At 41.8% G+C, this 13,476-nt stretch carries 9 protein-coding genes; 3 read left to right on the top strand and 6 right to left on the bottom strand.

The window, feature by feature from the left end; translation table 11 throughout:
- The first annotated feature begins 140 nt into the window (after positions 1-140).
- The 3 genes from QZ327_RS07570 to QZ327_RS07560 all read left to right on the top strand — a co-directional run bounded on the left by QZ327_RS07570 (position 141) and on the right by QZ327_RS07560 (position 3,355).
- Positions 141-2,600, top strand: a complete 2,460-nt coding sequence (locus tag QZ327_RS07570; protein ID WP_294618465.1) for a hypothetical protein — start codon at positions 141-143, stop codon at positions 2,598-2,600.
- A 91-nt stretch (positions 2,601-2,691) separates the two neighbouring features.
- Positions 2,692-2,985, top strand: coding sequence for a type II toxin-antitoxin system HigB family toxin (locus QZ327_RS07565; RefSeq protein WP_294618463.1), 294 nt, complete (start codon positions 2,692-2,694; stop codon positions 2,983-2,985).
- Between the two features lie 4 nt (positions 2,986-2,989).
- Positions 2,990-3,355 carry a helix-turn-helix domain-containing protein gene (locus QZ327_RS07560; protein ID WP_294618461.1) on the top strand — a complete coding sequence of 122 codons (366 nt, stop codon included), beginning with the start codon at positions 2,990-2,992 and terminating at the stop codon, positions 3,353-3,355.
- Positions 3,356-3,363: 8 nt separating this feature from the next.
- Here QZ327_RS07560 and QZ327_RS07555 read toward each other — a convergent pair whose 3' ends face one another.
- From QZ327_RS07555 to QZ327_RS07530, 6 genes are all read right to left on the bottom strand, one after another.
- Positions 3,364-6,174: a hypothetical protein gene (locus QZ327_RS07555; protein ID WP_294618459.1), complete on the bottom strand. Its 2,811-nt coding sequence runs from the start codon at positions 6,172-6,174 to the stop codon at positions 3,364-3,366.
- Positions 6,175-6,179: 5 nt separating this feature from the next.
- On the bottom strand, positions 6,180-6,854 hold the full coding sequence (locus tag QZ327_RS07550; protein ID WP_294618457.1) for a TonB-dependent receptor plug domain-containing protein: 675 nt from the start codon (positions 6,852-6,854) through the stop codon (positions 6,180-6,182).
- 72 nt (positions 6,855-6,926) lie between these two features.
- On the bottom strand, positions 6,927-8,009 hold the full coding sequence (locus QZ327_RS07545) for a hypothetical protein (protein ID WP_294618455.1): 1,083 nt from the start codon (positions 8,007-8,009) through the stop codon (positions 6,927-6,929).
- A gap of 18 nt (positions 8,010-8,027) precedes the next feature.
- On the bottom strand, positions 8,028-8,714 hold the full coding sequence (locus QZ327_RS07540) for a fasciclin domain-containing protein (RefSeq protein ID WP_294618453.1): 687 nt from the start codon (positions 8,712-8,714) through the stop codon (positions 8,028-8,030).
- 35 nt (positions 8,715-8,749) lie between these two features.
- Entirely contained in the window at positions 8,750-10,297 is a 1,548-nt protein-coding gene (locus QZ327_RS07535) for a RagB/SusD family nutrient uptake outer membrane protein (RefSeq protein WP_294618452.1), read from the bottom strand.
- 11 nt (positions 10,298-10,308) lie between these two features.
- Positions 10,309-13,476, bottom strand: a 3,168-nt coding sequence (locus QZ327_RS07530; RefSeq protein WP_294618450.1) for a TonB-dependent receptor, incomplete at its 5' end; no start/stop codon positions are given.

Genomic DNA, 13,476 nt, shown 5'->3' with positions numbered 1-13,476 from the left:
TAACCCTCCGCAAATCTCTTTTTTCTGTTCCTGAGACACGATATTACAAGCTTTTGAGAAAATACATATACTTAGAGCCGATGAATATCCCGTTATTTGTCTTTGTTTAATGCTTAATAAAATAGAAAACACGAAGAAAAATGAAAAAGGTTGGATTTTTAGTCGGGCTGCTGTGTTCGCTATCTGTCATGGCACAACCCTCCCTTACGAAAAGTAATTGGGTATATCCCGGTGACAACGGGAAGTTGGTATACAACACAACCAAAAGAGGAGACCGGATAATCGATTTTTCCCATGCCGGATACATGGGAGGCGGGGTAGTGTTGCCGTATGTTCCCGCCAAAATTACGGTACATCCGCTTGGAAACAATGCAGATTGCACCGACTATATTCAAAAAGCCATTGACATGGTGTCCGCCTTGCCCGAAGATGAAAACGGTTTTAGAGGGGCAGTGCTTTTAGCGCCCGGACGCTATGTGTGCGAACGTCCGATACAGATTACCACTAACGGCGTTGTGCTGCGCGGCAGCGGGAGCGACCCCAGCGGCAGTGTCATTGTAATGGCAGGCGGTAAACATACGGCTATCGTAATGAATAACGGGCTTCGCCAGCGTGTAGGAAACCGTTTGGGAGAGGCTTCGCCTAACGAAGAATGTATAAAAGTGACCGATAAGTATATTCCCGCCGGTTCTTATCAGTTTACAGTGGCGGATGCATCCAAACTTTCCGTGGGCGACAATATAGAAATCCGTAAACCTGTCACGGAGAAATGGATTAAGTTTATGAAAATGGACGACTTGGTTCGTGACGGAAAGCCCCAGACCTGGATTAAGGCGGGAAGGTTGCTTATTGCCGAACGTACAATCGCTGCCATCAACGGTAACATCGTGACCCTGACTGTTCCTCTTGTGGATAATTATGATGCGAAATTCACTGATAACAATACCACCGTTGTAGTGGCAAACAATGTTCGAAGATTGAAGCAGTGCGGTGTGGAGAACCTTCGTATTGAGTCGCCCGCACAAGCTGTAAACCATACGAAAGCACTGTACTATGCTTTGCGGATAAATGGCGAGGACTGTTGGGCAAAAGATATCAATGCAATGGAGACGATGGAAAGCATAGGCGTGGGCGGACGCCGCATCACGTTGCAACAAATCAATGTGGTAAGAAAAGCCCTGCACCAAGGAGCGTCCAAGCCTGCCGAGTTTGCTCCGAACGGAGGACAGATATTGGTTGACCGTTGTTCGGTGGCAGGAAATAACATCTGGTTCGTGGCTTTGGGAGCCGGTCAGACCGGACCTATCGTATTCCTGAACTGCAACTTCAAAGGTAACGGACGGATAGAAGGGCATCAGCGCTGGACCACCGGTATGCTGTTCGACAATTGCCGGTTGCCGGAAGGAGGTATCGATTTCAAGAACCGAGGTTCTATGGGTTCCGGTCACGGTTGGGGAACCGCCTGGTCTGTGGCATGGAACTGCGAAGCCAAAAGTTACGTCAATCAACTGCCGCCGGGTACATGCAACTGGGTAATCGGTTCCACCGGCGAAAGTACTCCGCTGCGCCGTCCGTTCAACCGGACAGGAGCTACATTACCGGTCGGCATATTCGATGCGCACAACACTCCGGTAACCCCTCAAAGCCTTTATCTCGCCCAGCTGAAAGAACGGATGGGAGAAACAGCCTTGCAGAACATCGGTTATGGACAGACAGTAGGACAATCATCGCCCGCAACTGACGATTACATATTTCAAGGAGGCATGCAGGCAGATGCCAAGTTGGCAGGTAAAGATTATAAAGCCATACACGAATATATGCACTCCTTGGGCTGGGACTACTCGGAACATCCTAATATCTCCCGGAAAGACCATTATCAAGGTGTACATTGCGAGGTTGTCTTCGACCCGGCTCTGCAGCAACATGTCTTCCAATTCACCAACCATGCCGGTCCCGATGCATTGGACAGCGACCGGGGAAGACTGCTGAGCGACCGCCAAAGAAACGAAATGAAAAGCCAGACCAACTACAACTGGCGTAAACTGAATGGTAATTGGAACGAATGGCAACGCCTGGAATGGAAATTCCGTATTCCCAAAGGTTTCCAGCCTTCAACGAGTTTTTGCCATCTACATCAGTTAAAGGCGCAAGAAGGCAATAACGGCGCCCCACTCATCACAATCAGCACCCGCAGCAACAGTGACGGCAGTAATAAGCGCGTACAAGTAATCCATACCGGTGATAACCGTCAATCAAGCAAAGGCGTCCTCATCGACAACCTTCCGCTAAGTGATTTTGAAGACGAATGGATTCAGGTGGAGACAGAGATGCACTATACCCATCACGGCACATTCCGCATTAAGCTGACCCGTATCAGTGACAGCAAGGTGCTCGTAAACCAATCTTTTTCCGATGTGGACTTATGGAGAAAAAACGCTACCAACATCCGCAACAAATTCGGTATCTACCGCAGTTTAGGCAGAAAAATGCAAAGCGCATCCGACCGCCCGGACAACGGCATTAAAGACGAGAGCCTGCAACTGGCGGATTTTAAAGTGTATGAGGCACATACTAATCCTAATTCGCAGCCGCACGATTAAAGCGGATTTGCACGAAAATGCAAATATTGGGATATAATTTTGAAAAATAAAATTATATCCCAATTTTTGTCGTAATGTAATCAAATATCCGATGAGAATATTTACTGAACAAGGATTAAAAGAGTACGCAGACAATCATCCCGACACAAAGGTAGCATTGCAAGAATGGACTACTATTGTAAAAAGAAGTAAATGGACTTGCTTTGCAGATATAAAAAAGACATTTAATAGTGTTGATAATGTTGGCAACCAACACTATGTCTTTAATATTAAAAGTAATAACTATCGATTGGTGGTAGTGATTAAATTTACTATTAAGTTTGTGTATATCCGTTTTATTGGTACTCATCAAGAATATGACAAGATAGATTGCGCTAATATTTAGAATTATGACAAAGATAGAAAATCAATCCCAGTACGAATGGGCTATGAGACGAGTAGAGGAACTTCTTCCTTTGGTGAAAGACGATACTCCTTTGGATAATCCAAACAGCATAGAGTTAGAACTTCTTTCTAATTTGGTTGCAGATTATTCGGAAGAGCATTTTGCTTTGGGAAAACCTACGCTTGTTGACATTCTTAAACTCCGTATGTATGAAATGGGACTTAACCAAAAGAGCCTTGCAAAATTGGTCGGTGTCAGCCCCTCACGTCTTAGTGATTATATTTCCGGTAAATGTGAGCCAACCTTAAAAGTAGCACGCGAAATAAGTCGAAAGTTGAATATTGATGCTAATATAGTATTAGGTGTGTAGAAGTTGATTTATTTCTTAAGTAAATATTCATAATGACATGGAATCCCTTTATCTGTGATACCTTCAATGACAATTGTATAAAAGCTGGGACGGTCGGCTGTAAAGAAGCTGACATGAGTCCGCCCTTCTTGATTGAGAACTAACTTGGGTTGCCAATGAATAGTTGTCCTATTATCCGGTTTGGTAACATTTATGTTCGGATTCTGGTATTTGGGGACATAAAATTCTTTATACTTGCTTATTCCCAATAAAAAGACCTCATCATTCCTTGAATCGTTGGGTAAATGAAGTTTTCCTGTACGTGAGGTCAATATAATACATCCGCCAGATGTCCTATGGTCACCATCTACAGACCTTTTGATTTGCCGGTCTACTTCCAATTCATCCAATTCTTCCATACTGGCGCCGTTAGCCAAAGCTTCATTATATGCCTCTTCCAAAGCATCCATATTTTGCATGAAATTGACAGAAGCATCAACTTCCGGGTCTATCTTGTGGATACCGGCAATGTCTTCCGCATTTATCATCCCAAGTGATTGAAAAGAGATTCTTTTGGCATCTAACATGAACCGTACGGTACGACCGTAATTCATTTTTGCGATGGGACGTAAGGAATTGCGATTGTTAATGTCATTAGACATCCGCATATCCGGACGAAGGGAGAGTTTAGGATTGAGGTATGGTAAATTATCAATAATCTGAAAACCGGGAATCGTCTTGATCAAATCCAAGGCAGTACGTGCATTTTGTTGTTGTAACACCTCTTCATCATCTATTTTATAAGATGAGAAACGGTCTTTTACCAAAGACTTGGCATTAATCACGATCTCCGGCAAACGTAACATCATAACACCATCTTCCTTTACATAAGGAGATTGTATTTCATCAATATACTCTTGCTGTGAATCCAATCCGGGTATCTTGTATGGATTGTTGTTGAAGGGGATTGGAAAACAATCTTTCTCTAATTTTATTCCATCCCGGAGCATTTTCGATTTTTGAGGAAGAAAAGCATTGATCCGGGCTGTATCCGTAAAAGCCAAGTTGTTTAATACAAATATTCCATTTTTATCAGTCACCACAGGAGGATAGGACTTACCATTGACTTTAATGAGAACTTGTTTGTCTATGAGAGGTTTATTCCGGAAATCCGTGACTTTTCCGGAAACCGTCTGTCCCATTTCCATATAGTAACGTGGAGGGGTAATTGTATCTTTGAGGAGCTTTTCTATATTGAAACGGCTCCATCCATGTGTCAGCATCAAATTATCCAAACAGGCATTTGTTCGTGGAGTATCCTCTTTGAAATAGTATCCTGGAGAATCAATATGCCCCTTTAAGTCGGAAGTCAGTAAAAGATGGGAAAGAATATTATTTTCTTCTGTATTAATATTTATGGCATGGTTGTCTGTGACGCTGATTGAAAATGAACCTTGTAAAGGATATCCCATGACATCTTGCAAAGATATGTCCAATGAAACCGGTTCACGCGGGCCATACGAAGCCTTATCCGATGTAACCCGGTAATTGACCGAAGCGTGTTTGACAAAAACAAGCCTTTCACTATAGGGAATAAAAGACTCATCTAATAAAACCAAACTCAATATGCCTTCCGGAATGACCGACAAGTCGATTGTGCCTCTCTTTCCTGGCTCTATCCGGTTGGCAAATAGAATAAAACCACGCGTATGTCCGATTAGATAAAATGCCTTTTGGAGTAAGCCTGTCGGGGGGAATAAGACATCGTAATAAGCTATATTCTTACGGGTATTGACAGTCAATGCAAATTTGTCCGCCCTCGGTGTTGGCAAATCAAATTCTTTCAATATTTCAACATTTCCCTGTTTTGCGTGTACTACAGCTTTATAACGTTTGTCTAATTGGGTAGGTAACATGAAATTTCCAATTCCTGAATGTAAACTTTGAAAACTTGTGATAGTATCTCCGGAATCAGTCAAAATGTTACCTTTGACGGCAATGGGAATCCCTTCGTTATTTATCGCTTTAAATGCTATTTTCTGTGTAGTACCTCCTATCAGGTCACCCCCTTCCGGGAAAAAATCGATATGGCACTCAAACTGTTCTGGAACAAAAAATGTTTGTTTGTGTTGCAAAAGCCCATCCTTCAGTACAACATAGATGTATTGTTCCAATTCTTCTTTGGAAGGAATTTCTATCTGAATTTCTCCTTGTTTATTGGTCTGCTGTTGCCTGAATTTGTTTTCGGAAGATTTGGTTCTTACCATATAATCCACATAACGTTTGGCAAACACTCCTCCTCCGGTTTTATGAAAAGTAATAATCGCTATTCTCTTGTCGTCTCTTTGCTCATAACGGATATCCGTTTTCATAAAAGGAGCTTGCGAAGCATATATCTGGATATTTTTATGAAAAAAATAGTCCGGACCGGCATTTTGCATCCAATAGGTATAGGCACGCAGGTAATAATCTCCTTCCGCTATATGGGATGGCAAGGCGATGAAACTGGAAAACATATCATTCCGCTCGGCCACCTTTAAACGTTGTATTACTTTGTTTTTGCGGTTTATAAGTTCGACATAAACATAGCGGCTGCCTTTACTCATGAAATGAGTTATCGCATTTACAGAATAGGCTTTTAGCCAAATGGTATCGCCTGCGAAATAATAAGGTTTATCCGTATGCAGATAAACCTTTTCTTGCGAGGCATTTATTACCTTTTGAAAAGACAAAACAACTTTCTTCTGAAAAACAGAGTCGACAGGCTGCGCTTTACCGCTTATAGTCATTGAAAATACGACAGAAATAAGTAATCCATAGAAAGTAGAATGTCTTTTCATACTATTTATTTTTTCATGGTGGTAATAATAATAACTCCGTTAGCTCCTTTCATACCATAAGCGCCTCCGTCTTTTTGGACTTCAATCTTCTCGATATCGTTGACAGATATAGAGGCATCAACATCCGCACTGCTTTCATATTTAGTGCCGTCTACGACAAAAAGCGGTTCCGTATCCAATTCCAATGAGTTTCCCCCACGAATTGAAATTTGCTGTCCATTGGCTCCATCGGATACTTGTACGCCGGGCAACGTACCTTTCAGGATATCATAAATCGAATTAGCGGACAGTTTGGCTATTTGGTCACGGGTCAGGATATTGGATGAGTTACTCATCCGGTATATCTTTTTGTACTCACGTTTATACTCATTGTTTCCGTCTTGAAGTATATAAAAGTTCTTTTCTAACTTGATAACAATCTCTTTTAGGTCCCGGACAGGAATAACAGCTTCCTCTTTCCTCGAGACGGAAATTACTAATGTATCAGTCGGGATAAGACCGGTAAACGCAAACACTCCCATTTTATCCGTCTTGGTACTCTCCGTCGTGTTTTTCCTCCAAATCTTCATCGCTTTTAGCGGACGCTGTTTGGCATTGGTTATGATACCTTTAATGTCTTGAGCGGAACTGGGCAGTACGACAGCCATCACCATTCCCAGTAAAATTATTTTTTTTACCATAACTGTGTTTTTAAAAAACATGGGAATGCGCCAATCTGAATTCTGGCACATTCCCATTTGATTATAAAGTAATTATTTCAAGATTTCAGTAACAGATGCCTCTGTATCATCAATGTATACTTGCGGAATCTTCTTACCATCATCACCATTCATGATATAAAGTTCCCAATTGTTGATTGAAATCACGCCTTCACAAGCATTTTCTGTACGCGCTTGATGGACAAGGTTCGTTTGTAATGCTTCTGCGCCGTCAACGTAAACATACAACTGTTCGTTTTCATCTACTGACATTGAAACGTTTTTATAAACCTTATTCTTAAATACATTCAGAGTATTCAGTTTATGATATTCATTGTATGTTTTTTTCACACCATCGCTTCCTGTAAATTGTACTGAAACTTGTACATTGTAGTCCGGAGTTCCTTCAACCACTACACTTTCTTCCGGAACGGCAGGATACTCTTTTAAGGGAGCGGGGAACCATATCATACGGATTTGGTTCAGGTAAGCACCGTTATTGGAAGAGTGCGAACGTAGATTCCAACGATATTCAAACGTTGCAAGTCCGGTTTTCTTACCGGCAGTAATAGTATGCGTAGTTGGCGCATCCTTGTCAAAACCTAACTTCATACGTGTACTGAAAGGTGTACACAGGGCATCATCGTCAAAAGAATGGCGTATGTAACGGTTTATTTCCGATGATGTACTTACGCTGGCCTGAAGATATTGGTTACCATTAGATTCCTTCTTTAGGGAACTTTTGGTATTGGATTGCAAGGAAAGCGAATGGCTTGTATTCTCAAATGTGTCGAAATAATAGCGGGACACATACATCTTGTGTGAACGAGTCTGCTTTTCTCCCCCTACACTTGCTGTACATGTAATCGTATAAACACCCGGAATGCGTGGTGCTTTCCAAGTCATTTCATTCAGACCCTGGGGTTGCGTCAGTGTTCCACCGTCACAACTCCATTGATAGTCCGTATGCCATAAATCACTGGAACGGACACACATCCACAACTTTACTTTCTGGTTGCAATAAAATTCATCTCCATTTGCGTTCAATGAGTCGATTTCAATAAAATCTTCATCACCACAACCCACCAAGTTGAGAGCGCAAAACAGTACGACAAATAATTGATATAGGTATTTCATAATCATTTCTTTTTAATATTACTTAATAGGTAATTGAGCTTCAGTAGGACGGTCGAGCCAACTATCCAATACATGAATATAAGAACCGTCTATTGAATATAGATTCGCGGTACGTGGCTTTATAGTCGCCTTGTAATGACCATCAAAATTGTTGAATACAATATTCGGATTACGGTCTTTTAATATATACATATTTACTTTGGCCGTTTCTCCGGTAGCAAAGGTGTCATACCAAGCAGGCTCTGCCGGCAGATTGGTAAACGTGTATTGCCCTTTGACAATATGGTACAGCAAGAACTCCTTTACCTGTTCCTTGGGATATGACTTCATGGAAATAGGAACGTAAAAAACCTCTTCATTCGTTACTTCGTCAATATACGACAACTGATGTATTTGGAAATAACTCTTGTCGGCTTCTTCTTCAGAATTAAATGCCTTATTGGTAGGCAACAAGTAAGTGGCATTAGGCCGTTTAAACTCATTCTCAAGCCCTGCATATTCAATCGCTTCCTGTAACAAAGAGAATATATCCGTGCGTGAGCAAATAAAATCATAAGTAGACATATTTACTTTATTACTCGGCATACCTTCGTTGTAATCAAAATCATACGAATCTTGAAAATCCAATCCAAAAAGTTCACAACTTGTAAGAAACAAAGGAAATGCCAACAAGGCAAATACTTTCTTTATATTTTTAAGTTTCATTATTTCTTGGTTTTAATGTTTTATTTCTACTCCATTTAGCGTTCTGTATACGGCGAGTTTTGGTCGCCTTCCAACGCCAGATTTGATTCAAACTCTTTATAGTTGATTGGCCAATACTTGGAACCTTCATCACCGAAACCGGTAACCTGCACTCCATTGTCTTCTTGACGCTTGGAATAAACCGGATCCATGACTTCTACCAAGTGCCCTGTGCGCATCAAATCAAACCAACGGCATCCTTCTCCATACAATTCCAACTGCCTTTCCAAAAGAATTACCTTTTCAACTTCATCTTTGTTGTTTTCATCAACTTCGGTTTTAGCATCTTTCAGATATCCGACACGGTTTCGTATCTCATTAACAATATTCAATGCATCACCTCCACGACCTAACTTATTCAAAGCTTCGGCACGCAGCAGCATGATATTGGCCAAACGGTACATCACTAACTTTTGCTCACAATCTGTTGTGTTTAAAACGGCAAAATGAGATTTATAAACTTTGTTTTCACTATCATATCCTCTGTCCGGATCCACATCACTATACTTGATGCATTTCTGGATTCCATTATCTTTGGCACTATAAGTTGCGGCAGTCAAAGGAACACGGCTGTTCGCATAATATAGTTTCACAGTATCTACCGTATTCCAAAAACGAGCATCCTTTCCTTCTTCAGAACGAAGGCGGTCTATAAATTCTTTAAAAATATCTTCGGATATCTGCCAACCGTTATTGGTATTGCTGGCACCTAATTGACCTGGCCAACCACTATTAGCCCCGTTGTTTACATAACTCCAATTCATCGTAAAAATCACTTCCTTAGAATCTGCAGGGCTCAGGAAAATATTTTTCCACTCTGATTCACCCTCTGCCAATTTAAAGTTATCATTGTTTACGAAATACTCGGATGCCGCCAAAGCATTTTCATGTTCGTTGTACCACATGTACACATCCGTTTTCAAGGCGTGCATGGCAGCAGCAGTCAAATAGTACTTATCCGTACCGTTGCTTTTAATCTGAAAATACTTCAAAGCCTCGCTTATATCGGTAAGGATAAGTTCTTTTATCTCTTCCAAGGAAGAACGTTTCACATAGATGTTATCCAACGAACCATTCCAACTCGAAGTGATTTTGGGTAATTTACCCCATACGCGGGTAGCCCAGAAATACATATAAGCGCGCATTCCATAACATTGGGCCATATACGGGGCATATTCTGTCTCAAGGACATTGGGAATAGTGGGGTATTTCTCAATACCGATATTACACCTGGAAATACATTGGTAAAAATATTTCCAGCTACATTCATCCCTGTCCGGAGTGATAGCATTCATCAAAATCCAGTTTTGGGCATAACCAGTTGTCTGCACATTATCCGAACGGACATCACCATACAGCACCTGTTTTTGCGACAAAGCTTTTTGGAAAGCATCATAGATACCGGCATTCCAGTTTGCCATTTCGGCTTTGTCAGTAAAATAATTCTCAGGAGACAACTCGGATAGAGGAGTCCGGTTAAGGAAATCTTCACATCCGGTCAATGTCAATACCCCTGCTATAAGTATATAAATATATTTCTTCATTTTTTCTTCTTTTAGAATCCAACATTAATACCAAAACCAAATTCACGGCTACGCGGATAGCTGGAGTCATCCTTACCCGGTGTCAACACTTTCACTTCTACCTCGGGGTCGAAACCGCTGTAGTTGGTCCACGTAATCAAGTTTTTGCCATAGATGTACGCCTGTACATTACGAAGCGGAGTCTTGTTCAACAATTTTTTGTCAACGGTATAACTCAAACGGAGATCAGACAGGCGTATGAATGTAGCATCTTCCAAGAACTGGCTGCTTAAGCTCATAGTGTGGTTGTTTGTTTTGCGGTTACGTGAATCCAATGCATACCAACTCGTAATCTCTCCCGGATATTTCCAACCCTGACGAATGTATTCAGGTGATTGCTTGTGGCTGTTTCCACCCCATGAAGTGTAATAGCGTTTTACATCGTTCCAAATCAAACCGCCCCAACTGACATAGAAATTCATGCTCAGCGAGAAGTTCTTATAGGTAAACGAGTTTATCCACGAAGCAAACCAATCGGGATTGGCATTTCCCAATACTTTTTGGTCGTTAGAATTGATGACGTTGTCGCGTTCGCCGTTTTCATCAGGTTTGTTGTACCAAATCACATCTCCGCCACCGGCAACCACACCATTTACGGTCATTTGCTTTACCTCGCCCGTATAATCCTTACCATCGGGAGTTACGTATTTTTCCAATGTAGGCTGGCCGTTCAAACCGATAACAACGTTCCCTTCCGCATCGCGTTTGAACACAGGATTCAACCGCGTGGCATAATCGGGTGTCCATGCATTGCTAGCATTATACTCATAAATACCGAGGTTTTCATATCCGTACCACAAACCAGCCGGCTGTCCTTTAGCCACTAACCATGCACCATTCGCTATGTAGTCTTCTTTGGCAAGTTCTGTAATTTTGTTTTTGTTTTTCCACCAGTTGACAGTTGTGTTCCAGTTGAAATCGCGTGTCCTGACTGGCGCGGCCGTCAAAGAGAGTTCAATACCCTTGTTCTCAATAGCTGCCAAATTGACGCGCATTTCGTCATAACCGGTTGTATACGGTAGGTTCAAGTCGGCAAGCAAATCGCTTGTTTTTTTTATGTAAGCTTCGGCAACAAACATGATGCGTCCACCCAAGAAACTTAAATCCAAACCGATGTTAGTCTGTTTGGTCTGTTCCCACTTCAACTTAGGGTTACCGTATTTAGAAGATGGAACAACACCACCAATGCCATTATAATTTTGGGAACCGGAAGTATAAGTAGTATATGATTCGTATCGTCCTATACGGTCGTTACCTGTGATACCGAAACTGGCTCTAAACTTGGCATCCGACAATACATTGTCTGCCCAGCGCATAAAAGGTTCATCGGAGAAACGCCATGCTGCAGAAACTGACGGGAACGCTCCCCAACGGTTGTCCCGACCAAAACGAGAGGAACCATCGAAACGAACAAGTCCGGAAAGCGTATAACGACTTTTCCAACTATAAACAAAACGTCCAAACGCACCCACCATCGATTCGTCCCAACCGCTTGTGTAAACTTTGGTCAAGTCTTTAATCGTCGCCATATTCATGTAATGGATGTCTTCGGAAGTGAAGAAACTACCGCCAATTCTATACAGATGTTGCTTTGAGGTTTCAAATGTGCTACCTAAAGTGGCGCTTAACGAATGGTCCTTGGCAAAAGTCTTGTTGAAAGAGAGATAAGCTTCACCCGCATACTTCCAAGTCTGTGCATTTTGGTCCTCACCGGTGTTTTTCCCGTTATCACTTCCTTCCAAATATTTAGAAGAGAATTGTAACCTGCCGGCAGAAGCATAATCTGCTGAAAGGCTGGCTGTCAAACTTAACCAAGGTGTGAAGTTCCAATTTAAACCCTGGTAGAAATTACCCCTGTAAGTTGATTTTTCATCCAATTTTTGAGTTAATTCAGCGACAGGATTACGGCGTCCACCCGAAGAATAATAAGGTATCAGTTCACCGTCAGGATACCAAATAATCATATCCGGGTCACGACGCAAGGCATCTTTGATGACACTCGTTTTGACATCATTCCTTTTATCGTAGCTTAAACGAACACGTGTGGTGAATTTAATGTTCTTCCAAGGTTCATAATCAATATTGAAATTGGCAGTATACTTATCGCTACGGGAATTAAGGTAAATACCCTTCTGACCCAAATAGTTCAAACTTGCCCTATACTTAAATCCATTGTTACCACCACTGATTTGGACACTTGCGTCGTCACGGCTACCGGTACGCAACAAAAGGTCTTGATAATAGTAGTTCGTACTATATTGCAAACCTACTGAGTCTGTACGTGCAGAGAATTTTTCCAATGTTTTAGACGAATTGGCATAATCAGTGCCATTCATACTCAAACGGCTTTCAAAAGCATTGATTTGAGGTAATTTGCGGGCTGCCGTATAGAATGAGTGTTGATAACGTGCATCTATACGAGGTTTGCCGGCTTCTCCCGATTTGGTTGTAATCAATATCACACCGTTTGCAGCACGGGCACCATAAATAGCGGACGAAGCGGCGTCTTTCATGACATCAATCTGCTTAATGTCATACGGAGAAAGGTCGTCAATGTTATCCACAATAACACCATCCACAACGAACAAAGGTGCAACGCCATCGTCACTGAAAGTAGAAGCACCACGAATAGACACAAAAGAGGAAGCACCCGGAGCACCGGAGCTACTTGTGATTTGCATACCGGGTGCGGCACCTTGTAGTGCATCGAACACACTTACTGCATTTTTTTCTTCCAGAACTTTGGCGTCTACAGATGTCATAGAGCCGGTAATATGTTTCTTTGCCATAGAACCGTAGCCCACAACTACCACTTCATCCAAAGCTTGTGCATCTTCAACCATCACTACCTTTATTTTCTGTCCGGTAACTTTCTGCTCTACATTTTTATAACCCATGAAAGAGAAAACCAAGGTTGCATTTTTACTACATTGGATTGAAAAATTACCATCCAAATCCGTAATAGCACCTGTATTTCCATCTTTTACACGTACTGTTACTCCAATCATCGGTTCATTGCTCTGGTCAAGAACTACACCACTCTGCGTTATGTTTTGAGCTGTTGCATTTGTACTCAAAAATAATGCAATTAGAATCAACGAGAAGCACCAAGAAAGTGGCTTCAACTTATGTTCCTTTTT

Origin of the sequence: uncultured Bacteroides sp., from assembly GCF_910578895.1 — a bacterium.
In the GTDB taxonomy this organism is placed as follows: Bacteria; Bacteroidota; Bacteroidia; order Bacteroidales; family Bacteroidaceae; genus Bacteroides.
Note: the sequence above shows the minus strand (reverse complement) of the source record. Positions and strands in the feature narration are given on the sequence as shown.